The 24,743-nt window shown below is 58.9% G+C and carries 20 protein-coding genes; 11 read left to right on the top strand and 9 right to left on the bottom strand.

Annotated elements, in window-relative coordinates:
- Positions 1-43: 43 nt before the first annotated feature.
- Positions 44-2,359 carry a transglycosylase domain-containing protein gene (locus EYC79_RS02605; protein WP_130977065.1) on the bottom strand — a complete coding sequence of 772 codons (2,316 nt, stop codon included), beginning with the start codon at positions 2,357-2,359 and terminating at the stop codon, positions 44-46.
- A 139-nt stretch (positions 2,360-2,498) separates the two neighbouring features.
- The gene (locus EYC79_RS02610; protein WP_130977066.1) at positions 2,499-2,957 is read right to left on the bottom strand and encodes a YbaK/EbsC family protein; all 459 of its coding nucleotides are present in this window, start codon (positions 2,955-2,957) and stop codon (positions 2,499-2,501) included.
- Positions 2,958-3,521: 564 nt separating this feature from the next.
- Between EYC79_RS02610 and EYC79_RS02620 the strand changes: the two genes are divergently transcribed.
- Complete coding sequence (locus EYC79_RS02620) at positions 3,522-3,731, top strand: cold-shock protein (protein ID WP_027674583.1); 210 nt, start codon at positions 3,522-3,524, stop codon at positions 3,729-3,731.
- A gap of 429 nt (positions 3,732-4,160) precedes the next feature.
- Here EYC79_RS02620 and EYC79_RS02625 read toward each other — a convergent pair whose 3' ends face one another.
- The 3 genes from EYC79_RS02625 to EYC79_RS02635 all read right to left on the bottom strand — a co-directional run bounded on the left by EYC79_RS02625 (position 4,161) and on the right by EYC79_RS02635 (position 6,856).
- Entirely contained in the window at positions 4,161-5,552 is a 1,392-nt protein-coding gene (locus EYC79_RS02625) for a M20/M25/M40 family metallo-hydrolase (protein WP_130977067.1), read from the bottom strand.
- Positions 5,553-5,735: 183 nt separating this feature from the next.
- Positions 5,736-6,170, bottom strand: a complete 435-nt coding sequence (locus tag EYC79_RS02630; RefSeq protein WP_130977068.1) for a MarR family winged helix-turn-helix transcriptional regulator — start codon at positions 6,168-6,170, stop codon at positions 5,736-5,738.
- A gap of 302 nt (positions 6,171-6,472) precedes the next feature.
- Positions 6,473-6,856, bottom strand: coding sequence for a hypothetical protein (locus tag EYC79_RS02635; RefSeq protein ID WP_130977069.1), 384 nt, complete (start codon positions 6,854-6,856; stop codon positions 6,473-6,475).
- A 90-nt stretch (positions 6,857-6,946) separates the two neighbouring features.
- Between EYC79_RS02635 and polA the strand changes: the two genes are divergently transcribed.
- From polA to EYC79_RS02685, 10 genes are all read left to right on the top strand, one after another.
- A complete protein-coding gene (polA, locus tag EYC79_RS02640) occupies positions 6,947-9,940 on the top strand; it encodes a DNA polymerase I (protein WP_130977114.1) in 2,994 nt (997 codons plus the stop codon).
- 173 nt (positions 9,941-10,113) lie between these two features.
- Positions 10,114-10,836 (top strand): DUF1868 domain-containing protein, encoded by a 723-nt coding sequence (locus EYC79_RS02645; protein WP_130977070.1) that lies wholly within the window; start codon positions 10,114-10,116, stop codon positions 10,834-10,836.
- Positions 10,837-11,024: 188 nt separating this feature from the next.
- Complete coding sequence (rpmF, locus tag EYC79_RS02650; protein ID WP_016556742.1) at positions 11,025-11,210, top strand: 50S ribosomal protein L32; 186 nt, start codon at positions 11,025-11,027, stop codon at positions 11,208-11,210.
- A gap of 218 nt (positions 11,211-11,428) precedes the next feature.
- Entirely contained in the window at positions 11,429-13,252 is a 1,824-nt protein-coding gene (locus EYC79_RS02655; RefSeq protein ID WP_130977071.1) for a sensor histidine kinase, read from the top strand.
- Positions 13,249-14,610: a sigma-54-dependent transcriptional regulator gene (locus tag EYC79_RS02660; RefSeq protein ID WP_112358199.1), complete on the top strand. Its 1,362-nt coding sequence runs from the start codon at positions 13,249-13,251 to the stop codon at positions 14,608-14,610. The genes EYC79_RS02655 and EYC79_RS02660 overlap by 4 nt, the downstream gene beginning before the upstream one ends.
- 217 nt (positions 14,611-14,827) lie before the next feature.
- Positions 14,828-15,811 carry a tripartite tricarboxylate transporter substrate-binding protein gene (locus EYC79_RS02665; RefSeq protein ID WP_112520080.1) on the top strand — a complete coding sequence of 328 codons (984 nt, stop codon included), beginning with the start codon at positions 14,828-14,830 and terminating at the stop codon, positions 15,809-15,811.
- A 135-nt stretch (positions 15,812-15,946) separates the two neighbouring features.
- Positions 15,947-16,408 carry a tripartite tricarboxylate transporter TctB family protein gene (locus tag EYC79_RS02670; protein WP_112358201.1) on the top strand — a complete coding sequence of 154 codons (462 nt, stop codon included), beginning with the start codon at positions 15,947-15,949 and terminating at the stop codon, positions 16,406-16,408.
- Positions 16,409-16,417: 9 nt separating this feature from the next.
- Entirely contained in the window at positions 16,418-17,923 is a 1,506-nt protein-coding gene (locus EYC79_RS02675; protein WP_062427230.1) for a tripartite tricarboxylate transporter permease, read from the top strand.
- A 114-nt stretch (positions 17,924-18,037) separates the two neighbouring features.
- Positions 18,038-18,250, top strand: a complete 213-nt coding sequence (locus EYC79_RS02680) for a SlyX family protein (RefSeq protein ID WP_062427231.1) — start codon at positions 18,038-18,040, stop codon at positions 18,248-18,250.
- A gap of 46 nt (positions 18,251-18,296) precedes the next feature.
- Positions 18,297-18,851 carry a DUF924 family protein gene (locus EYC79_RS02685; protein WP_111850244.1) on the top strand — a complete coding sequence of 185 codons (555 nt, stop codon included), beginning with the start codon at positions 18,297-18,299 and terminating at the stop codon, positions 18,849-18,851.
- 65 nt (positions 18,852-18,916) lie between these two features.
- Here the strand turns inward: EYC79_RS02685 and dnaJ are convergent, their stop codons facing one another.
- The 4 genes from dnaJ to EYC79_RS02705 form a co-directional block, all read right to left on the bottom strand.
- Complete coding sequence (gene dnaJ, locus EYC79_RS02690) at positions 18,917-20,047, bottom strand: molecular chaperone DnaJ (RefSeq protein WP_062599114.1); 1,131 nt, start codon at positions 20,045-20,047, stop codon at positions 18,917-18,919.
- An 89-nt stretch (positions 20,048-20,136) separates the two neighbouring features.
- Positions 20,137-22,041 carry a molecular chaperone DnaK gene (gene dnaK / locus EYC79_RS02695; protein ID WP_130977072.1) on the bottom strand — a complete coding sequence of 635 codons (1,905 nt, stop codon included), beginning with the start codon at positions 22,039-22,041 and terminating at the stop codon, positions 20,137-20,139.
- 264 nt (positions 22,042-22,305) lie between these two features.
- A complete protein-coding gene (locus tag EYC79_RS02700) occupies positions 22,306-24,333 on the bottom strand; it encodes a PAS domain-containing protein (protein WP_112358204.1) in 2,028 nt (675 codons plus the stop codon).
- Positions 24,333-24,743 (bottom strand): response regulator, encoded by a 411-nt coding sequence (locus EYC79_RS02705; RefSeq protein ID WP_062427327.1) that lies wholly within the window; start codon positions 24,741-24,743, stop codon positions 24,333-24,335. The genes EYC79_RS02700 and EYC79_RS02705 overlap by 1 nt, the downstream gene beginning before the upstream one ends.

A 24,743-nucleotide genomic window follows, 5' to 3' on the forward strand; every position in this document is an offset into this window, starting at 1 on the left:
GCGTGGACCATGCTTTAACGGATGAACAGCCGGTTCCGCTGGGTCAGTTGCCCATCAGGATATCAAGGAGCGTCGTCTGCTTTGGCCCGCTCTGTCGCGGTGGTGCGCCTCCGCCGATATCCGCAGGCGGTACCGGTCCACCTGATTGCTGAGGCGGATAGGCTTGCTGCGGATACTCCGACGGTGGTGCTGGCACCGTGCCTGCGGTTTGCTCCGCACCCACGGGTGCGGGCGGATAATCCGTCGGTGTTGGGGCAGAGCCGCCGCCCAGCGCATTGGAGATGATATCGCCGATCGTCGCTGGAGCCTGCGGGCTTTGCGCCATGGGTTGGCCGATTTCCTGCCCGCCATAGGCCCCAAGCCCAAAGAGCGGTGATGGCGACAGGCCACTATGGGCCGCCGTCATGAAATCCTTCCAGGCCTTGGCCGGCAAGCCGCCGCCCGTCACCTTCTTCATCGACGTGCCGTCATCATTGCCGAACCAGACGCCGGTGGTCAGTTGGCTGGTGTAGCCGACGAAAAGCGCATCCCGGAAAGACTGCGTCGTGCCGGATTTGCCCGCCGCCTGCCAACCTTTGAGACGCGCAGCCTTGCCGGTGCCCTCATTGATGACGCCGGTCAGCATGCCGTTCATCGTCGCGGCGATGCCCTCATCCAGAACGCGGGGCGGGTTGTCGTATTTGTTCTCGTATAGAACCTTGCCGTCGGCATCGGTGATGCGCTTGACGATATGCGGCGTTGCCTTGAAGCCACCATTCATCATCGGCGCATAGGCCGAGGTCAGCTCCAGCAACGACACTTCGGACGTGCCGAGCGCAATCGAGGCATTGGCCTGAAGGTCGGATTCAATGCCCATCCGGTGCGCCACCTGCGTAACCTTGTTGGGACCGACTTCCATGACGAGTTGGGCCGCAATCGTGTTCAGCGAATTGGCGATCGCGGTGGCAAGCGTCACTTCGCCGCGATATTTCTGATCGTAATTTTCCGGCGTCCAGTTGCCGATCCGGACCGGCGCATCGTTACGCACCGAGTTGGGTGTCAGGCCGAATTCGAGAGCGGCAATATAAACGAAGGGCTTGAAGGCGGAGCCTGGCTGGCGCTTCGCCTTGGTGGCGCGGTTGAACTGGCTTTCGGCATAATCGGCACCACCGACGACGGCGCGGACGGCACCCGAGCCGTCCATCGACACGAGCGCGGCCTGCGAGGCACCGAGCTTCTTGCCTTCGCTCTTCAGCACGTCGTTGAGCGCCTTTTCGGCATCCTTCTCAAGAGTGAGGTCGATCGTGGTGTCGATCGTCAGATCCTGCTTCACGTCGCCGATGAGACTTTTGACCTCATCCATCACCATGTCGGCCGCGTAGTGCTCGGCACCCGACCAGAAGCGCTTCGCCTTGGTGGGCGGCTGGGACATGGCAGTCTTGATCTCGTCTTCGGAGATGAAGCCGACATCGCGCATGGACTGCAGTACCACCTGCGCACGCTCTTCCGCCGCTTGTGGGTCACGCGCAGGAGACAGGCGCGATGGCGCCTTCAGGAGCCCTGCCAGCATCGCCGCTTCGCCAAGGTTCACATCACGTGCCGACTTGTTGAAGTATCGGCGCGAGGCGGCCTCGACGCCATAGGCGTTCGAACCGAAATAGACGCGGTTCAGATACATCGCGAGAATCTGGTCCTTGGTGTATGTCTGCTCCAGCCAGATGGCGAGCAGCGCTTCCTGGATCTTGCGCTCCAGCGTCTGCTCCGGAGAGAGGAACAGGTTCTTGGCCAATTGCTGCGTCAGGGTCGAACCGCCCTGAACCGTGCGACCATGAAGAAGATTGGTGACCACTGCGCGCCCGAGGCCCAGCGGATCGACGCCGAAATGGGAGTAGAAACGCCGATCCTCGATGGCAATCACCGCCTGCGGGATATAGGGCGACATGTCCTCAAGCGACAAAGCCTCACCGCCCGTCGTGCCTCTATTGGCCAGAACCGTGCCATCGACGGCAACGATCTTCAGGTTCGGCGGGCGTTCGGGAATGGCCCATGTGCTGGCGCTCGGCATGCGCGCGCCATAATAGATGACGACGCCAGCCACCGCGATGCCGCCCCAGATGCCAAGCACGATGCACCAGTAGAAAATCCTGCGGAAAAAGCCGGTAATGCCGCCGCGCTCGCGCGTCTCACGTCTTGATTTCGATTTCGAAGGTTTGCTTCCGCGCTTTTTCGGCGGCGGTGCATCGGAAGGACCAGACTTCCGGCCACCACCATTGGTGCCGGCAACGCGATCACTGGCATCAAGACGCAGGTCGTCGCCGGAATCGTGAAAATCCCCAAAAGAAGGTTCAACTCTCTGGCGTGATTTTCCACTACCTGCCATCTGTCAGAAACTGCTCCGTGATAATGATGCCGCGACGGACATGCTGTCATTCAACACATGTCCCGTTGAAGCTTAAATGCGGCGATTTAAGGTGGCGTTAAGGCCCAGAGCCCCTCACATTGGTGTCACCGCGCCCCGCTTACTGGCAGACGTCGACCCATTCGGCCTTTGTCAATTGCACCAGCCGCTCGGGCGAGATGCGCACGGCGGCATTGATGGCACCCGCTGCAGGAACGACCTCGGCGTAATTCTTGAGCGACACATCGCAATAGACCGGTAGATCGGATGGCAGGCCGAAAGGGCAGACGCCACCAACGGGATGGCTCGTCACCTCAACTACCTCTTCGGCACCCAGCATGCGTGGCTTTGCAGCAAATCGACCCCGGAATTTGCAATTGTCGAGACGCTTCATGCCAGCCGTCACCACCAGCAGAATGGTATCACCCGCCTTGAGGCAAATGGTCTTGGCAATCTGATCGGGATCAACGTCATGCGCCTCGGCTGCCAGCGCCACTGTCGCGGAACTGGTCTCGGTCTCCAGCACCTTGATCTCTGGGGCATGGGTTGCGAAAAAATCTTGGACGGAACGAAGGCTCATGCGCAATCTTTAGGCGCACTTGGTGCTGAAGGCAATGGGACAGGCCCTAGCTATGCAATTTACGCAATGCTGCGCTGCAATGATATGTCTGTTTTCGAACGGGAACTCCTGTATCTTGCAAGCATCGAAGCGACGCACTCCTCCTCCCAGCGTCGCCCGATTGGACTGACAGCACTCCTCCTCCCAGTTGTCAGTCAGTTTTAAAAACCCGGCGCACCTCCTCCCGCGCCGGGTTTTTTATTGCCTGAATGGCAACCTCCTTCGCGCACACCATCATTCGACGCGCCGGAATTTCGTCTTGAAGAGCGCGATTTTGTCCTTGCGCATTCAGAGTGCTGCGAACGGCTCTACTGAAAATCGTCCGTGAGATTTGTCGCAAAACCATGCTTGAGGGAAACTTGACTTATTTGCTTCCTCGCCCTACTTCTCTCGCATCGATATTTGTTTGACGACCAGAGCTTCGGCGTTCCAAAAACGCACAGACGATCTTTCTTTCCTTCAAATTCGACCAACACCGCGCTGATTCTCAGCGCAAAAGTAATACGCCAACGGAAGGAACTCGTTATGGCTACTGGTACAGTTAAGTGGTTCAACGCAACCAAGGGCTACGGCTTCATTCAGCCTGATGACGGCGCACAGGACGTGTTCGTACACATCTCTGCAGTCGAGCGCGCTGGCATGAGCGGTCTCAAGGACGGTCAGAAGATCTCCTACGAACTCGTTCAGGACCGTCGTTCTGGCAAGATGTCTGCCGACAGCATCGTTGCTGCCTAATTACGATTTGGCTGGTTCGTCCAGCCTGTCAGCTGAAAAGCCGGGACCTCGCGTTCCGGCTTTTTGTTTTTGACGCCCGCTGCAATTAATCTCGGGCTGGCCTTGTAAAAGACATGATGCGTACCGATATAGGGTTCATCAGTGTTACAGCAGTTCCCGATGAGGCTTTGATGAGCCGCCGCGTTGTACCCTCGTTAATGAAAAATTAACCTAGGCGCGCAATGATGAAAGGGAAGACATGAGCGACAGCCAAAAAGCTGGCGCCGTGCTGAGACACATACCGTTTTGCACTTTGACCACGGATGTACTGGCACTGATCGCACAAACGGGAATGAAAGGTCGGGCTTGCCCGGCCTTTTTGTTTTTTGGAGTTTCGGCTCCCGTGGAGCAGTGCCGCTAAAGCGCGGCACTGCCTTTTCCCAACCTCGACTACTTCGCACTCAAGGCCGACAGAACCCGCACCCAGGAACGCGTGCCCTTGTGGAAGGACTTCAACTCGTACTTCTCATTGGGCGAGTGAATGCGGTCGTCGGTGAGGCCGAAGCCAATCATCAGCGAATCCATGCCAAGCATCTTCTGGAAGTCGCCGACAATCGGGATCGACCCGCCCATGCCGATGACCACGGCGGGCTTTGCCCATTCATCCGAAAGCGCCGACTTTGCCTTGGTCAAGGCCGGCGAATCATAGGACAGATGGATGGCCGGTGAGCCGCCATGCTCGTGGAACTCGACCGAGCAATCCGCCGGGATCTTTGAGCGCACATAGGCGCGGAAGCTTTCGCGGATCGCAGCCGGGTCCTGGCGGCCGACGAGGCGGAAGGAAACCTTTGCAGAGGCTTTGGCGGCGATAACGGTCTTGAAGCCCTCGCCTGTATAACCGCCGGTGATGCCGTTGACTTCCGCCGTTGGGCGCGCCCAAGTCAGTTCGAGGACGGAGCGTCCCTTCTCACCTGCTGGAATGGACAGACCGACTTCGCCGAGGAAGGATTCGGCTGTTCGGCCGAGGTTGTCCCAGGATGCCTTGATGTTGGCCGGCGTTTCCTCAACGCCATCATAGAAGCCGGGCAAGGTCACGCGTCCCGTCTCATCATGCAGACCGGCGAGAATATCGGTCAGAATATGGATCGGGTTGGCAGCAGCACCACCGAAGAGGCCGGAATGCAGATCGCGATCGGCAGCGGTGATGACGATTTCCTCACCGACGAGGCCGCGCAGCGCTGCGGCAATCGCCGGCGTCTCGTGATCCCACATGCTGGTGTCGCAGACCAGAGCGTAATCGGCTTTCAACTCATTCGAATTGGCGTCCAGGAATGGCTTGAGCGACGGCGAACCGGATTCCTCTTCGCCTTCGAAGAGAATGGTGACGCGGATCGGCAGCGAACCGCTGACCTGCTTATAGGCCCGGCACGCCTCGACGAAGGTCATCAACTGCCCCTTGTCATCCGACGTTCCACGGCCCGAAATCACCTGTCGACCCTCACCGATATCTTTCAGCTTGGCATCGAAGGGATCGTCCTGCCACAGATCGATCGGATCGACAGGCTGGACGTCGTAGTGGCCGTAAAACAGCACATGCGGCGCGTCGGCGGTTGCGCCATCATGATGCGCGACCACCATGGGGTGACCGGCGGTATCACGGATCGACGCGTCGAAACCGATGCTCGTCAGATCGCGCACCAGCCACTCGGCGGCCTTGCGGCATTCCGTCTTATAGGCTGGATCGGTGGAGATGGACTTGATGCGGACGAGTTCGAAAAGTCTCTCAAGGCTGGAGGGAAGATTGTCGTCAACCGCCGAGAGAACGGGGGAAATATCTGTCATTGCATGATCCTGTCATGTCTGGCCTGTCACGTGTGGAGCGCCAGTCATCATTTCACTGAGCAAGGCGGGTTCCACCTCTTTAAATCTCCGCAAAGGCGTGACGACGACAGCAATGGTCATCGCGCCAATGCGCCAGATGGCAGGACGATAGAGCAAATATGAGACGGTTTCGAGCCGGAAAACTTACTTTTCCGATTTAGCCACGCTGATGGCGCGGCTCATATATTCCAGCAGCAATTGCCGCTCGAACTTCAAGAGATCCTTGAGAAGCGCCTCTTCCGTTTCTTTCGATGCGGCAATGGCGGCCTCTTCAAGCGCGGCACCTTTTTCCGTCAATGTGATGATCTGCGAACGGCGATCTGTCGGGTGGGGTTGGCGCTCAATCAGCCCGTCACGCGCCATGCGCGCCAGCGTGTTGGCAAGTGTCGCCTGTTCGATATCGACCCTGTCGAGCAATTGACGCTGCGTCAGCCCATCTTCCTGCCAGAGTTCCAGCAGGACAGGAAATTGGCCGGGCGAGAAGCCGAGGGCACCGGTACGCTTCAGCAGAGCCTGGGAAAAACCCTTGGCCAGTTGCGCCGCGAGATAGGCTGCAGAGTCCTGTCGAGAAAATCCCATCGGGCACATCGTCCGGATCATTTACATATCGTGCGATGTAGACGGTCATGCTTTCGCGAAGCATGCGGGTAGGCCCATTTGCGCAAAAGAAAACCGCCATGACCGGGAGGGGACGGTCATGGCGGCATATTGAGGGACAAAGGCCCGGAGAGGGGGAAAGGCCTTTGTCCGGTCTGACGCGGCGGGGGACGAGCCAGCTATCAGACTACGGCGTGATCAGTCGCCGTCCTCTAAGAAATGAGGCCGCAAATGCGGCTTTTCAAGGGAACATCGAATTACAAATCGGTAACGTTCCGGTGAGATTATTTGGCGCTATTTTGACGCCTCTGTCGGAGCCAAGCTGCGGCTGTCAGCGTTCCGCCTGTCAGCGCCGCGATCCAAACAAAATCCATCACCATGCGGCTCGCAGCGCTGTTTGCATGCGCCGCGACGACGACGACAAAAGCGGCGAGCAGTGCTGCCTCTGAGAACTGAAATCTCATAAACGCCTTGAGATCCGCATCCTCCAGAGAGCTATTCTGGAGGTACGCCCGAAGCCCTTTTGTCGCAAGAAGGTAGAGGGGAACGATGGCTATCTTTGCCACGGTCACCGCAGCTTGATCGCCGAGGTACCAGGACGTTGCAGCCACGCCTGCCATCAGGGTGATCGAAACGAGCCACGCTGTTGTGGTCGGCATCGTGCGCATGAAGAACCTCGCGAGACCATGGAAGAAACTTGCTGGGTACTTGAGGGCAACGATAGACCTTTCTGCCGTGTCGCGCTATCCATGCTTCCCATGAAAAAAGGCGATCATCTCTTCCTCGTGGACGGCTCCGGTTTCATTTTCCGCGCCTTCCATGCCATCCCTCCGCTCAACCGCAAATCCGATGGATTGCCGGTCAATGCCGTGTCCGGCTTCTGCAACATGCTGTGGAAGCTGCTGAAGGATGCGCGCAACACCGATGTGGGGGTGACGCCAACGCATTTTGCGGTGATCTTCGACTATTCGTCCAAGACCTTCCGCAACGAGCTCTACGACCTCTACAAGGCCAATCGCTCGGCGCCGCCGGAAGATCTCGTTCCGCAATTCGGTCTGATCCGCCACGCCACCCGCGCCTTCAACCTGCCCTGCATCGAGACCGAAGGCTTCGAGGCCGACGACATCATCGCCACCTATGCCCGCCAGGCGGAAGCAATCGGTGCGGATGTCACCATCATCTCCTCCGATAAGGATCTGATGCAGCTCGTCACGCCCAATGTGCATATGTACGACGCGATGAAGGACAAGCAGATCGGCGTGCCGGACGTCATCGAAAAATGGGGTGTACCGCCGGAAAAGATGATCGACCTGCAGGCGATGACCGGCGATTCCACCGACAATATCCCGGGCATTCCCGGTATCGGGCCGAAGACGGCAGCGCAGCTGCTGGAAGAATATGGCAACCTCGATACGCTGTTGGAGCGCGCAGGCGAAATCAAGCAGCAGAAACGCCGGGAAAACATCATTGCCAATGCGGAACTGGCGCGCCTCTCCCGCCAGCTCGTTTCGCTCCGGACCGATGTGCCGCTGGAACTTGCGCTGGATGCGCTGACACTTGAAGTCCAGGACGGCCCGAAGCTGATTGCCTTCCTGAAAGCGATGGAATTTACGACGCTCACACGCCGCGTCGCGGAAGCGACAGGTGCAGACGCATCGGCCATCGAACCCGCCCATGTTCCGGTCGAGCGTGGCGTAGAGGCCCACGGGCCCGATCTTGATGCCAGCACCGATACGGGTCGCGACGCTCCATCCGTTCCGCTTGGCGAAGCGTCGGTGGCGGATGTCGGTGCCGTGCTGTCCAAGACGGAAGGCGACACACCGCAGGAGCTTGCCTCCGCGCGCGAGACGATCTTTGCTGCCGCCAAGATCGATACGACCGCGTACCAGACGATCCGCTCGATCGAGGAACTGGATCGCTGGGTCGCCATGGCGCGCGAGACCGGCGTCATTGCCTTCGATACCGAAACGACCTCGCTCGACCCGATGACGGCGGAGCTCGTCGGCTTTTCGCTTGCGGTTGCCGACAACAGCAAGAATGCCAGTGGCTCGGACATCATCGCAGCCTATGTGCCGCTCACCCACAAGACCGGCTCTGGCGGCGATCTCTTCAGCGACGGCATCAAGCTGGCGCCGGACCAGATCCCATTCGACCTGGCCCTTTCACGGCTGAAAGACCTGCTGGAAGACCCGGCTGTTTTGAAAGTGGCGCAGAATCTGAAATATGACTACCTGCTGGTCAAACGCCTCGGCATCGTGATGCAGAGCTACGACGACACGATGCTGCTTTCCTACGTGCTGGAAGCCGGTAAAGGCTCGCATGGTATGGATGCGCTTTCCGAGCGCTGGCTTGGCCACAAGCCGATCGCCTACAAGGATGTTGCAGGCTCTGGAAAGTCCGGCGTGACCTTCGACTTCGTCGATATCGACAAGGCAACGGCCTACGCTGCCGAAGATGCCGATGTGACGCTGCGCCTGTGGATGGTGCTGAAACCCCGCCTCGTCGCCGACCGTCTGACCACTGTCTATGAGCGACTGGAACGACCACTGGTGCCAGTGCTCGCCCATATGGAAGAGCGCGGCATATCCGTCGACCGGCAAATCCTGTCGCGGCTTTCCGGCGAGCTGGCGCAGAAGGCTGCTGCCTTCGAGGAAGAGATTTACGAACTGGCGGGCGAGAAATTCAATATCGGCTCGCCCAAGCAGCTGGGCGATATCCTGTTTGGCAAGATGGAGCTGCCCGGCGGCTCCAAGACGAAGACCGGACAGTGGTCGACCTCTGCCTCCGTGCTGGAAGACCTTGCTGCCGAAGGCATGGAGCTGCCGCGCAAGATCGTCGACTGGCGCCAGCTGACCAAGCTGAAATCCACCTATACGGATGCGCTGCCCGGCTATATCCATGCCGATACCAAGCGCGTCCACACCTCCTATTCGCTGGCATCGACCACGACGGGTCGCCTTTCCTCGTCTGAACCGAACCTTCAGAATATCCCGGTGAGAACGGCGGAAGGCCGCAAGATCAGGACAGCCTTCATTTCCACGCCCGGCAACAAGCTTCTTTCGGCCGACTACAGCCAGATCGAACTCCGCGTGCTGGCGCATGTCGCCGATATCCCGCAGTTGAGAAATGCCTTCGAAAATGGCATTGATATTCATGCGATGACGGCATCGGAAATGTTCGGCGTGCCGGTGGAAGGCATGCCGTCCGAGGTGCGTCGCCGCGCCAAGGCGATCAACTTCGGTATCATTTACGGCATTTCCTCCTTCGGTCTTGCCAATCAGCTCAGCATCGGCCGCTCTGAAGCGGGCGAGTACATCAAGAAATATTTCGAGCGTTTCCCCGGCATTCGCGACTATATGGAAAACACCAAGGCCTATGCCCGCGAGCATGGCTATGTCGAGACCATCTTCGGCCGCCGCATTCACTACCCTGAAATCAAGTCGTCCAACCCGTCGGTAAGGGCGTTCAACGAGCGCGCGGCGATCAATGCGCCGATCCAGGGGTCTGCGGCCGATATTATCCGTCGCGCCATGATCCGCATGGAGCCGGCACTCGAGCAGGCGAAACTTTCCGCCCGCATGCTGCTTCAGGTCCATGACGAACTGATCTTCGAAGTCGAGGACAGCGAAATCGAAAAGACGCTGCCCGTTGTCGTCTCCATCATGGAAAACGCCGCCATGCCGGCCATCGACATGAGGGTGCCGCTCCAGGTGGATGCCCGGGCCGCCAGCAACTGGGACGAGGCGCACTAAAGCGCCGTGCGTCCTATTATGGGACGCACAAAGGCTGCTCTACCTTTTTGAACCGACGCATCGTGCTTTCCGAAAATCGGGTCCGATTTTCGGGCCGATGCTGTAACATTTCGAATGTCATGTGCCTGTCGCCCATGAGGCGTAGGGGAAATCTTCTATCAAGGAGCCCTCCCATGCACGCCCCGTTCGTTTCGCCACAACTTTCCGCCTTCTCGACCACCCATCACACCGCACCGCCCCGACATCTGGGAACGCGCTATTCTCCCGAGGGAGACTTTCTGCCCGAGCCGGGCAACACGGTCGTCTGCCATCTGGTCGAAGGTTCGCCGTCTCAACAGGCGGTCATTGCCGCCCGTCAGCGGCTTCTCGATATGCCCGAGGCTTCGACCCACCTCGCCTTCACACCCGTCTCCAGCCTGCACATGACGGTGTTTCAGGGCATCATCGAGCATCGCCGCGCCTGGCCGTACTGGCCGAAGGAGATGCCGGAAGACAGCACGATCGACGCGATGACCGCCTTCTACCTTGAGCGCCTCGCAGAATTTCCGAAGCTGCCAGCCTTCCACATGCAGGCAACATCGGTCACGCCGCTTGGCCTGATCCTGAAAGGGGTAACAGAGGTGGACGACAGGATCATCGCCGCATGGCGCGACGCCTTTGCCGAGGCCTTCGGCTATCATCATCCCGATCACGAGACTTACGAATTCCACATTACATTTGCCTATGCCCGCCGTTGGTTCGAGCCGGAGTGCCTGCCACGCTGGCAGGCGATGCTGGATGACTGCCTTGAAGAATTGCGTGCGTCAGCGCCGGTCATTGAAATGCGCCCGCCAGCCTTCTGTGCATTTGCCGACATGAACCACTTTGAGGAGTTGCTTGTCTTCGATCCCATCTGATATGGATGGGTCGGACGGATGCCGATTTTCGATTGCGTCGGTATCTCGCGAAAAAATGTGCGTCGGGGCTGGTCAAAGCCCCGCAGGGCATGTATAAGCGCGCCAAATTTCCGATATCGAGACATGCGACATTCGGCCTATGGTTCTGGCCGGTTCCCGTGTTTCGCCGCTTCAGTGGAGTAACACAAATGGCAGTTCCTAAAAGAAAAACGAGCCCGTCCAAGCGCGGTATGCGCCGTTCGGCAGACGCCCTCAAGGCAGCAACCTACGTCGAAGACAAGAACTCCGGCGAACTGCGTCGCCCGCACCACATCGACCTGAAGACAGGCATGTATCGCGGCCGTCAGGTTCTGACGCCGAAGGAAAGCGCATAATCAGCGCTTCTTGATGCGATTGCATGACGAACGAGCCGGCCTTTGGGTCGGCTTTTTTGTTGCCTTCTCCTGCCGTCGCAATGCCGCTTGGAAAAAAACGAACCCGCACATACTATCCTCACTAGGAGGACGGTTTTTTACAGCATGTCGCGCAAAGGTGGTCACCGGTTTTGCGGCAACGACATGCGACAGAAAAACCGTCATGTGGAGGGGTTTGAGTGAGATATCGGTGGGTCGGCATCCTTTTGCTTTGCCTTGGTCTGTGCGGCTTTGCCTTCACCAAGGGACGGGAATTGCTGGCGGAGAGTTATCTCAACGAGGCTGCCGAACAGGGTGGAACGACGTTACGGCTCGCTGTCTCTGCGCTTGGCGGGCATCTGAGCCGCTACGAGCCCCTTCCCGCACTGATGGCCGACCACGACGATATCGAGGAGCTGGTTGCCCATCCGGAGGATCAGCGTCTCAGGCAGCGCGCCAATATCTATCTGAAGTCGATCAACGACCTTCTGAAATCCTCCGACATCTACATCATGACGCTGGACGGCGAGACGATTGCCGCCAGCAATTATGATGGCCCGACAAGCTTCATCGGGCGGAATTTCAGCTACCGCCCGTACTTCCAGGATGCGGCCAAGGGCCTGCAGTCGCGCTTCTTCGCGCTGGGGACCACCTCACACAAGCGCGGCTATTATTTCGCCTCTCCCATTCTGTTCAACGACGTCATCAAAGGCGTCATCGTCTTCAAGGTGGATATCGAAGGCATCGAGGCCTCTTTCGGCACCGGCGAAAATCGCATCGTCGTTACCGATCCGGAAGGCATCATCTTCATGACCGGTGTGCCGCAATGGCTCTATTCGGCGATCCTGCCGCTGACGCCCGATAGAATTGCCAGAACCGAAGCCTCGCGCCGCTATGCGGATGCCAGGCTCAGCCAGTTGCCGGTGACCGAAGGCATCTTCGGCAGTCATCGGTTGATGACGATCCGTGAAGGGCAACAGGACAGGGAATATCTCGTCCTCTCGCAACCCATGCCGGAAGCGGGCTGGACGGTGAATGTGCTGATGGATACCGGCTCGGTGCGCACGCAAGTTCAGACGACGATGCTGGCGGCCCTGCTCTGCTTTGGCCTGGCAGGCGCACTTCTGGCGGCCATGCTGCAAAGACGCAGGCGCCTGCAGGACCGGCTGGTGCATCAGGCGGAAGCCCAGGCAGAGCTGGAGCGCCGGGTGGAGGAACGCACCGCAGACCTGGCGCGGGTCAATCGCGACATCAAACGCGAGGTTGCCGAACGCCGCCAGACGGAAAAGCAGCTGCGCAAAACCCAGAAGGATCTGATCCAGGCCGGCAAGCTTGCAGCCCTTGGCCAGATGTCGGCCGCCCTTTCCCACGAGTTCAACCAGCCGCTTGCCGCTGCCAAGACCTATGCCGAAAGTGCGTCACTGCTGATCGAACGCGGGCGCGTCGAGGAGGCAAGCTCCAATCTCTCCCGCATCTCCGCTCTGATCGAAAGAATGGCCTCGATCAGCAGGCATCTTCGCAACTTCGCCCGCAAGCCCAATGAGCATGTCGGCCCTGTTCCGCTCGACACGGTGGTGGCCGATACGCTCGAAATCGTCAGCGCCCGGTTGAAGGCAGCGGATGCGCAATTGCATGTGGCGCTTGGACCAGAGACGCTTTTCGTCAAGGCCGGGCCGGTGCGTCTGCAGCAGGTACTCGTCAACATCATCTCCAATGCCGCCGATGCGGTGGAGGGGCTGGACGACCGGCGTATCGATCTCACCGCGCAAAAGAGCGACAACAAGGTGATCGTTTCGGTGCGCGATCGTGGCCCCGGCGTGCCGCCCGCGATCATGGAGCGCATCTTCGACCCGTTCTTTTCGACGAAAGGCGTCGGCAAGGGTCTGGGTCTTGGCTTGTCGATCTCCTATAATATCGTCAAGGATTTTGGCGGGCGACTTGTCGTCACCAATCTGGAGGATGGCGGCGCGCGATTCGATATTGAACTCGACGCAGAAACACCGATGGAGATGGCCGCGGAATGAGCGTGTCCCGCGTATTGCTGATCGATGACGAAGAGGATTTGCGCCTTTCCACAGCCCAGGCGCTGGAGCTTGCAGGCCTCGATGTCGTCACCATCGACAATGCCGACCATGTCTTTGAGCTGATCGGCTACAGTTTCGATGGCGTGATCGTCAGCGATATCCGCATGCCGGGCATCGACGGCATGAGCCTGCTGCAGAAGGTGCGGGAGCTGGATGCCGAAATTCCGGTGATCCTCGTGACCGGCCATGGCGATGTGCAGCTGGCGGTCAGCGCCATGCGCAACGGTGCTTACGACTTTATCGAAAAACCCTTCAGCATCCAGTATCTCGCTGGCATCATCAAACGTGCCATGGATCGGCGTTCTCTGGTGCTGGAAAATCGGCGCCTGCGCGCCGTTGCCGGAAAACGTGACGATCTGGAAACGCGCCTGCCAGGCCGCACGCAGGTGATGGTCGATCTGCGCTACCGTATCCGTGCCATAGGAGCCGCGGATGCCGATACGCTGATCATCGGCGATACGGGTGCCGGCAAGGAAGTGGTGGCGCGGGCGCTGCATGATGTCAGCGCGCGTGCCGACCGTCCCTTCGTCGCCATCAACTGCGCCGCCCTTCCCCAGCATCTGATCGAGAGTGAACTCTTCGGCCACGAGGCAGGGGCCTTTCCAGGGGCGCTGAGGGCACGCTACGGCAAGTTCGAGCATGCGCGTGGTGGTACCATCCTGCTTGACGAGATCGGCTCCATGCCGCCCGATATGCAGGGCAAGCTGCTGCGCGTGCTTCAGGAGCGCACCATCACGCGGCTTGGCTCCAATGAGACCGTGGAACTTGATGTCCGCTTCATTGCCACCAGCAAGACGGACCTGGCGCATGAGGCCCTTGCCGGGCGCTTCCGCCAGGATCTCCTTTATCGTCTGAACGTCGCAACGATCCATGTCCCGTCGCTTGCACAACGGCAAAGCGATATTCCGCTGCTTTTCCTGCATCTCGTAAGAGAAGCCGCGGCGCGATATGGCCGCGACGACATGGAGGTTCCATCCAGCATCATTTCATCGCTGGCGATGCGCGAGTGGCCGGGCAATGTGCGCGAGTTGAGAAACGAAGCGGACCGGTTCGTTCTTGGACTGGACGGTCGCTCCGGCGAAGGGCCGCAAAGCGATCCGCTTGCTGGTCATGGGCTCTCCGCCAAGGTGGCAGAGTTTGAAAAAGGCATCATCGCAAGAACAATCGCGAGCCATAAAGGCAATCTGAAAGCCGTCTATGAGACGCTCGGAATATCGCGCAAGACGCTTTATGAAAAGATGCAAAAATACGCACTAACAAAGCATGCCCCCATCGATGAGGACACGACAAGCCCCTGAGTTCTGTTTTCTTTTCTTGTCATGGGTAGGAATCCACCCACGCCATTAAGGCGATGTTTCGGATTCCACCCATTCGGGCCGTTAGCCGGGACTCTTTTAACGAATTGTTTTCTTCCCTCGATTGCGTGACGCGCGATCTCGACTGCAAATGATCTCACCCCGGCGAGCGCAGAGGAGTGCGTCTCGTCGCTGAGGCCATATTCATCGGGAGGAAAAGATGAAACTTCTGAAATCCGTCACGGGTGCAGTCGCTGCCGCCGCCGTATCGCTCTTTGCGCTTTCCGCAGCCGCACAGGATTATCCTGGCCGTAACATCACCATGGTCGTGCCGTTCTCCGCAGGCGGTCCAACGGACACCGTGGCACGTCTCGTTGCTGAATCCATGTCCAAGGATCTCGGCCAGCAGATCATCGTCGAAAATGTCGGCGGCGCGGGCGGCACGCTTGGTGCAGGTCGCGTGGCATCTGCCGATCCGGATGGTTACACCATCCTTCTGCATCACATCGGCATGGCCACCAGCGATACTCTCTACCGCAAGCTGGCCTACAAGACGCTCGACGCCTTCGACTATGTCGGCCTCGTGACCGAAGTTCCGATGACGATCCTGTCGCGCAAGAACCTAGAAACCAACGACCTCAAGGGCTTGATCGACTACGCCAAGGCGAACAAGGACAAGGTGACGGTTGCCAATGCCGGCATCGGCGCTGCCTCTCACCTGTGCGGCATGCTGTTCATGAGCGCCATCGAAACGCCGCTCGTCACTGTTCCCTACAAGGGAACGGGTCCTGCCATGACCGACCTTCTGGGCGGCCAGGTCGACATCATGTGCGACCAGACCACCAACACCACCAAGCAGATCCAGGGCGGCACCGTGAAGGCTTACGCGGTCACCACGTCTCAGCGTCTGAGCGTCCTGCCGAACGTGCCGACCGCAACGGAAGCCGGCCTGCCCAACTTCGAAGTCGGTATCTGGCACGGCATCTACACACCCAAGGGCACGCCTGCGGCTGTGAATGAGCGTTTGTCCAAGGCGCTTCAGGTGGCCCTGAAGGACCAGAACGTTGCCGCACGTTTTGCCGAACTCGGCACCACGCCTTCGCCGGAAGCAGATGCGACGCCAGCCGCGCTCAAGGCCAAGCTTGAAAGCGAAATTGCTCGCTGGAAGCCTGTGATCGAATCTGCCGGCCAATACGCCGACTAATCCTGCTTCAAGGCCGGGGATGACGTATGTCGTCCCCGGCTTCGCCTTGCAGACGACCGTTATCCTTGAAGACCTTACATCGAACTCTACAGACATCGGGCCAAAGGCGGCACCGATGCACAGGCGGGGACGACCATGAAATCAGTTAGTTTCGATGCCACAGAAGCCATCTGCGGCGCAATTTTCATCTGCCTCGGCATCTTCTTTGCCTGGCAAGCCTATGATCTGGATTTGGGAACGACATTCCGCATGGGGCCGGGCTATTTTCCGCTCGTCCTGTCCTTGATCCTCATATTGCTCGGCGGCGTCATTTTTCTTCGCGCTGGCAAGGTTGCAAACGAGCCGATGACCTCCATCGCGTGGCGGGGCATTTTCTTCATCCTTCCGGCGCCGATCTTCTTCGGCATGACAGTGCGTGGACTGGGCTTCGTGCCATCGCTGTTTCTCAGTGCGCTGATTGCGTCCTTTGCATCGCACAAGATGAAACCAGTGATGGCCGTGCTTTTATCGGCTGCCATAACGGTGTTTTCGGTTCTCGTCTTCAATTACGGTCTCGGCCTGCCTTTCCAGCGCTTTGGCCCCTGGCTCAACTTCTGAGGTCGCGTCATGGAACTCTTCGATAATCTGGCGCTCGGCTTTTACACGGCCTCAACGCTTCACAATCTGTTCTTCTGCCTGATCGGCGTGCTTCTCGGAACGCTGATCGGCGTTCTGCCGGGTATCGGTGCTACGGCCACCATTGCCATGCTGTTGCCGATCACCTTCCAGTTGGAGCCCGTCTCCTCGCTGATCATGCTGGCCGGCATCTATTACGGCGCGCAATATGGCGGCTCGACCACGGCGATCCTGATCAACATGCCGGGCGAGTCCTCATCCGCCGTGACGGCCATCGACGGTTACCAGATGGCGCGCAAGGGCAAGGCGGGTGCAGCTCTTGCAATCGCTGCCATCGGTTCCTTCTTTGCCGGCACTGTTGCGACCTTCCTCGTAGCGGTCTTCGCTCCGCCACTGACGTCGATTGCTCTCGAGTTCGGCGCAGCGGAATATTTCTCGCTGATGGTCGTCGGTCTCGTCTCGTCCATCGCACTGGCACATGGCTCCATCGTCAAGGCGCTCGCCATGGTCGTGCTCGGCCTGCTGCTGGGTCTCGTTGGTACCGACATCTATAGCGGCACGCCGCGCTTCACCCTTGGTATTCGCGAATATGCCGATGGCCTGAACTTCGTCGCTGTTGCCGTCGGTGTTTTCGGTATCGCCGAAATCCTGCGCAATCTGGAAGACGAGCGCACCCGTACCGTGCTGATGGCCAAGGTTTCCGGCCTTCTGCCGACCAAGGACGACTTCAAGAAGATGGTGGGGCCGGTCCTTCGCGGTACGGCCATCGGCTCGGCACTCGGCATCCTGCCGGGCGGTGGTGCCATCCTCGCGGCCTTTGCCTCCTATACGGTGGAAAAGCGCGTCTCTAAGAACCCGGAAGAATTCGGCCATGGCGCGATCGCCGGTGTCGCCGGTCCGGAATCGGCCAACAATGCCGGTGCTCAGACCTCCTTCATCCCGCTTCTGACGCTTGGCATTCCTGCCAACCCGGTCATGGCACTGATGGTCGGTGCAATGATCATCCAGGGTATCGTTCCCGGTCCGAATGTCGCGACCGAGCAGCCAGCGCTCTTCTGGGGCATCATCGCCTCCATGTGGATCGGTAACCTGATGCTGGTGGTGTTGAACCTGCCGCTCATCGGGCTCTGGGTGAAGCTTCTGACGATCCCTTACTACGTCCTCTTCCCGATCATCATGGCCTTCTGCGCCATCGGGGTTTACAGCGTCAACTCCAACGTCTTCGATCTTTATGCTGTCGCTTTTTTCGGCTTCATCGGTTACGCTTTGGTGAAATTGCGCTGCGAACCGGCACCGCTGCTGCTCGGCTTCGTGCTAGGGCCGCTCCTGGAAGAGAACCTCCGCCGAGCCATGATCCTATCGCGTGGCGATCCGAGCACCTTCGTCACCCGGCCGATCAGTGCCACGCTGCTTCTGATCGCCGTGCTGGTTCTCGTTGTCGTCTTCCTGCCAAGCGTCAAGAAGAAGCGCGAAGAGGTCTTCCAGGACGAAGGCTGACACCGCCTCACGTTTTCAGCACACCATCAAAGGCCGGGCACCATGTGTCCGGCCTTTGTCTTGTTTATGCTTTATAAAACTGCGAAAGCAGCGTGAGTGATAACGGAGGTCTTCATGGCAGATCACAACGAAGCGCGGATCGTCGCTTTGGAAGAGACGGTGGCATATCAGGCCAAGACGATCGAGGAACTGTCCGATCAGTTGGCTGAGCAGTGGAAGGTGGTCGAGCAGACCCGTGCGAAGCTTGATCGTCTCACCGAGCGGTTCTTGAGCCTCGAGGAGCAGTCGCTCGACGCGCCAGCCATAACCAAGCCGCCGCATTACTGATAGCGTCGGTGCGCGCCAGCACAGACCAAGACATTGAGGAGCTGAGATGACAGAAATCGCGATACCGACGCCAGCCGCCGAGGTCCTGTCCTTCTGGAACGAGGCAGGCCCGGAAAAATGGTTTGAGAAGAACGCCCATTTCGACAGTTCCTTCCACGCCCGCTTTCACGATCTGCACTTCGCGGCGGCCCGTCAGGAATTGACCGACTGGCTGAATGCGCCAGAGAGCAGCCTCGCCCTCCTGCTTCTGCTCGACCAGTTTCCCCGCAACTGTTTCCGCGGCACGGCGCATATGTATGCGACCGATCCACTGGCGCTTCATTATGCCCGCGACGCCATTTCGCGCGGCCATGATGAGACGATCGATCCCGAACTGCGGATTTTCTTCTACCTGCCCTTCATGCATTCCGAAGAGCTGGCTGACCAGGAGCTTTGCTGCGAGCTTTGCGAGCCTCTTGGCGAACGCTACCTGCCTTTCGCGATCGAACACCGCGATATCGTCGCGCGCTTTGGCCGCTTCCCGCACCGCAACGACATCCTGCTTCGCGAGACGACGGCTGAAGAGCGCGCCTTCCTTGCCGAAGGCGGGTTTGCAGGCTGATCAACAAAAACGCCGCCAATCCAGATGGATGGCGGCGTTAGAAGACTTGTGAGCTGAAGGCGGCGTCAGCCGTCAAAAAATTCCTTCATCCGAGCAAAGAAGCCCGTCGATTCCGGATTGTTGTCCTTCGATGAGATTTCCTCGAACTCCTGCAAGAGTTCGCGCTGACGCTTGGTCAGCTTCTGCGGCGTCTCGATCTGGATCTGGATATAGAGGTCACCCGTCTGCGCCGAGCGCAGAACTGGCATTCCCTTGCCCTTCAATCGGAACTGCTTGCCTGGCTGCGTGCCTTCCGGCACGGTGACGCGCGACTTCGTTCCGTCCAGTGTCGTGACATCGAAGGTGCCACCGAGCGCTGCCGTCGTCATCGAGATCGGCACCGCGCAATAGAGGTCGGCGCCATCGCGCTGGAAGAATTCGTGCGGACGCACCGACAGGAAGATGTAGAGATCTCCCGAAGGACCGCCCCGCATGCCAGCTTCACCCTCGCCCTGCAGACGAATACGCGTTCCGTCTTCGATGCCAGCCGGGATATTGACAGACAGCGACCGCTCTTCCGTTACACGACCCTGGCCGTGGCACTTGGTGCAGGGATCGGTAATCGTCTGGCCGCGGCCATGGCAGGTCGGGCAGGTACGCTCGACTGAGAAGAACCCTTGCGCGGCACGCACGCGTCCCGAACCCTGGCAGGTGCCACAGGTCTTGGGGCTCGTACCCGGCTTTGCGCCGGAACCGGAACAGACATCGCAGGTTATGGATGTCGGCACCCGGATCTGCGCCGTCTTGCCGGTGAAGGCTTCTTCCAGCGAGATTTCCATATTGTAGCGGAGATCGGCACCGCGTTCGCGACCGCCCGACGACCGGCGCGCACGACCGCCACCCATCATCTCGCCAAATATGTCTTCGAAGATGTCGGAGAAACCGCCGCTGGCAAAACCACCGCCGCCGCCACCGCCACCCATGCCACCATGCTCGAAAGCTGCGTGGCCAAAGCGATCGTAAGCCGCGCGCTTCTGTGGGTCCTTCAGTGTTTCGTAGGCTTCGTTGATTTCCTTGAATTTCTTCTCGGATTCAGCGTCATCGGGATTCTTGTCCGGATGATACTTCATCGCAAGTTTGCGGAAGGCGCTCTTCAGCTCCTTTTCATCGGCGGATCTGCTCACGCCCAATGTCTCGTAAAAGTCTGCTTTCGCCATGAAGATAACACACCCCGAAATGGATTTCCGGCTGCACGAGGCAGCCGGAGTCAGTCTCATTTACCCAAGTTCAAGAGCAAGAACCACACTTAAGCGGACCTCTTGTCGTCCTTGATTTCCTCATAGTCGGCGTCGACCACACCATCGTCCTTGCCGCCTGCGCCGCCTTCACCGGCTTCCGCCTGCTGGGCTTCGTAGATGGCCTGACCGAGCTTCATGGACACTTCCATGAGGGTCTGGGTCTTCGCCTGGATGTCGTCTGCATCCGGCTCGGATGCTTCAACAGCCGTCTTGAGGGCAGCGATGGCATCTTCAATTGCCTTGCGGTCAGTTTCGGAAACCTTGTCACCATACTCCTGAACCGACTTCTCGGTGGAGTGGATCAGGCTTTCCGCCTGGTTCTTGGCTTCTACGCCCGCACGACGCTTCTTGTCGGCTTCAGCATTGGCTTCCGCATCCTTGACCATCTTCTCGATGTCGGCGTCGGAGAGACCACCGGAGGCCTGGATACGGATCTGCTGTTCCTTGCCGGTGCCCTTGTCCTTGGCCGAAACCTGGACAATGCCGTTCGCATCGATATCGAAGGTCACTTCGATCTGCGGAACGCCACGGGGAGATGGCGGCAGGCCAACGAGGTCGAACTGGCCGAGCAGCTTGTTGTCGGCTGCCATTTCGCGCTCACCCTGCGAGACGCGGATGGTCACGGCAGACTGGTTGTCTTCGGCGGTCGAGAAGGTCTGGCTCTTCTTCGTCGGGATCGTCGTGTTACGGTCGATCAGACGGGTGAAGACGCCGCCCAGCGTTTCGATACCGAGAGACAGCGGGGTTACGTCGAGAAGCAGAACGTCCTTGACGTCGCCCTGCAGAACGCCTGCCTGGATGGCAGCGCCCATGGCAACGACTTCGTCCGGGTTGACGCCCTTGTGGGGCTCCTTGCCGAACAACTGCTTGACGACTTCCTGCACCTTCGGCATGCGGCTCATACCACCGACCAGAACGACTTCGTCGATCTCGGAAGCGGACACTCCTGCATCCTTAAGAGCTGCCTTGCACGGCGCGACAGTGCGCTGAACCAGGTCATCAACCAGGCTTTCGAACTTGGCGCGGGTCAGTTTCAGCGTCAAGTGCTTCGGACCGGAAGCATCTGCCGTGATAAAGGGCAGGTTGATTTCGGTCTGCTGCGAAGACGACAGCTCGATCTTTGCCTTTTCGGCAGCTTCCTTGAGGCGCTGCAGAGCAAGCTTGTCGGACTTCAGGTCGATGCCGTTGTCCTTCTTGAATTCGGCTGCGAGGTACTCGACCAGACGCATGTCGAAGTCTTCACCGCCGAGGAAGGTATCACCATTGGTGGACTTCACTTCGAAGACGCCATCGCCGATTTCCAGGATGGAGATATCGAAGGTACCACCACCAAGGTCGTACACGGCAATCGTCTTGCCTTCCTTCTTGTCGAGGCCATAGGCAAGAGCGGCAGCTGTCGGCTCGTTGATGATGCGCAGCACGTCGAGACCAGCGATGCGACCTGCATCCTTGGTGGCCTGACGCTGGGCGTCGTTGAAGTATGCCGGAACGGTGATGACGGCCTTTTCGACCTTTTCACCGAGATAGGATTCAGCGGTTTCCTTCATCTTCTGAAGGATCATCGCGGAGATTTGCGACGGGGAATAACCCTTGCCCTGCGCCTGTACCCAAGCGTCGCCATTGTCACCCTTGACGATGTCGAAGGGAACCAGACCCTTGTCCTTCTCAACGGTCGGATCGTCGTAACGACGGCCGATGAGGCGCTTTACCGCAAACAGGGTATTGGTCGGGTTGGTGACGGCCTGGCGCTTTGCAGGCTGACCGACCAGACGCTCGCCATCATCGCTGAACGCGACCATGGAGGGGGTGGTGCGCGCGCCTTCCGCGTTTTCGATTACTTTGATGTCCTTGCCGTCCATCACTGCGACGCAGGAATTGGTCGTGCCAAGGTCAATGCCGATTACTTTTGCCATTTTCTTCTCTCCTTGAAGCGAGTCATCGGAACCCCGGGAGGCATTCCACTGACGACTCCTTGACTTGGATGGTCTTGCCTTTTTGTCAGCATTTCTGCTGGTATGCGGCGTATATAAGGAGCGAATTTTCTTGCTGCAAGGCGAATGGCGTCAGCGAAGGCAGCAAAAAGAAAGATTTGCTGAACTTCTTCATCAAGCTTCTAAAGCTGGTGTGACAGGCGCAGGATCCACACAAGGGATCGCGCTATAGCCGCTGGACAACCCTCAACCCTGCGGCTTGATCAGGCTCTTGACCCTTTGGGCGAAAACATCGAGCTGGAAGGGCTTGGTCATGACATGCATGCCATGCTCCAGATGACCATGGTTCAACACCGCATTCTCCGCATAACCGGTGATGAACAGCACTTCCAGATCCGGCCGGTTGGTGCGCGCCGCATCTGCCAGCTGGCGTCCATTCATGCCTCCCGGCAAGCCGACATCAGTGATCAACAGGCTGATTTGTCTACTGGAATTGAGCAGCCGCAGGGCAGACGGCGCGTCTTCCGCTTCGATGACGGAGTAGCCCAAATCCTGAAGCTCCTCGACGGCAAGCATTCTGACGAGAGGCTCATCATCCACCACCAGGATCGTCTCGTCGCCATCCGCCCGCGGTGCATCGATGCTGGCCTCCGCTTCCGGATCGGCCGCATCGATGGAGCCGGAATAGCGCGGCAGATAGATGCAGATCATCGTGCCCTTACCAAGTTCGGAATAGATGCGCGCAGCACCGCCCGACTGACCGGCAAAACCATAAACCATGGAAAGGCCGAGCCCCGTGCCCTGACCGATCGGCTTGGTGGTGAAGAACGGATCGAAGGCACGCTCGATAATGTCCTGCGACATGCCCGTTCCCGTATCGGAAACGCAAAGAGACACGTACTGTCCCGGCTCCAGCCCGCGCATCCGGGCCGCGCGCTCGTCCATCCAGCGATTTCCGGTTTCGATCGTCAGCTTGCCGCCATTCGGCATGGCGTCGCGCGCATTGATGCAGAGATTGAGAAGCGCATTTTCGAGCTGGCTGGTATCGACGAAGGTCGGCCAGAGACCTGCCGCCCCCACCGTCTCTACCTTGATCTCCGGCCCGACGCTGCGGATCACCAAGTCCAGCATGCTATCGACCAGCGTGTTGATGTTGAGCGGTTTCGGATCGAGCGTCTGGCGGCGCGAGAAGGCAAGCAATCGTTGGGTCAGTGCGGAGGCCCGCTTGGTAGCCCCCATGGCACCATTGATATAACGTGACAGGTCTCCAACCCGACCCTGTGCAAGCCGGGTGTTCATCATCTCCAGGCTGCCACTGATGCCAGCCAGGATGTTATTGAAATCATGGGCCAATCCGCCGGTGAGCTGGCCGACGGCTTCCATCTTCTGGGCTTGGCGCAGAGCTTCTTCCGCCACCATCAGCTCGGCGGTGCGCTCCTCGACCTGCTGCTCCAAAGTGACGTTCAGCTTCTCCAGCGCGAGCTCCGCCCGTCTGCGCGCGGTAATATCCTGAAAAAGAACGGCGACCTGGCGCCGCTCCCTCGGCTCGATGCGAACGGCCGCAAGCTCGAGATAGCGTCCTGTGGCCACCAGCTCCTGCTGAAAACGAATGGGTTCGCCGGTTTTGAGAACCGCACCATAGCGCGCGATCCAGGCATCGGCCTCGTCCGGCACCATCTCGCGCAGCTTTTGGCCAACCACATTCGGGATACCTGCGTGACGGGCATAGGCATCGTTTGCCTGGATGTGCACATAGTCGCTATCGCGCCCATGCGGCCCATCCATAAACTCGATGATACAGAAGCCCTCATCAATGGCATCGAAGAGGCCTTTGTAGAGGTCTTCGCTTTCGCGTCTCGCCCGTTCGGAGAGCGTGCGTTCCGTGACGTCCGAGCCCTCGACGAAGATGGCACAGACGTCTCCGTTCTCGTCACGGATCGGCTGATAGAGGAAGTCGAGATAGCATTCTCTGCCGGGTCCACCCTCTTCCGTCTGAATGACGAAGAGCGCGCCGAGAGCCTTATAGGGTGTGCCCGTTCGGTAAACGTCGTCGAGAATGTTGACGAAGCCTTGCGCAGCGGCGTCAGGAAGCGCTTCGGCCACCGTCCGCCCTAGAATATCGTGCCGTCCAACAAGGTTCAGATAGCTTGGATTGGCAAGCTCGAAGCGGTGGTCTGGTCCGCGCAAAAGCGCAATGAAGGTCGGCGCCTGTTCGAAAAGCTGGGTCAGAATCGGACCGATATTGCCGGTATTACTCGTCACAGTCATAGCCATTACGGAGTCGTTGTTGCGGGCATGATCAGGTTCGGTGGCACAATCAGAGCGTCTTTGCCGCTGATCATGGCATCCAGATACTCGAGCGCATTCTGTAAGCCATTGACCGTATAGGGTTTTTCAATGGCTCCGACAGCGCCGGCAAAATCAGGCGGGATGCGTTTCACATTGCCGCTGACGAACACGTAAGGGATGTCTTTGCTGGCAAGAAACCGCCCGACATCCACGCCGGTCGGACCGTCAAGGAGATGAATATCGACAAAGGCGAAGTCCGCACTTTCCTTCTCGATCAAGGTCATGGCCGACGCGCTATCGGCTGCGACACCGATGACGGTATGTCCGGCGGCCTCGACTTCGCTTTCCAGTTCAAGCGCCAGGAGTGCCTCATCCTCGACGATGATAATGCGCAA

Origin of the sequence: Agrobacterium cavarae, from assembly GCF_004310285.1 — a bacterium.
In the GTDB taxonomy this organism is placed as follows: Bacteria; Pseudomonadota; Alphaproteobacteria; order Rhizobiales; family Rhizobiaceae; genus Agrobacterium; species Agrobacterium cavarae.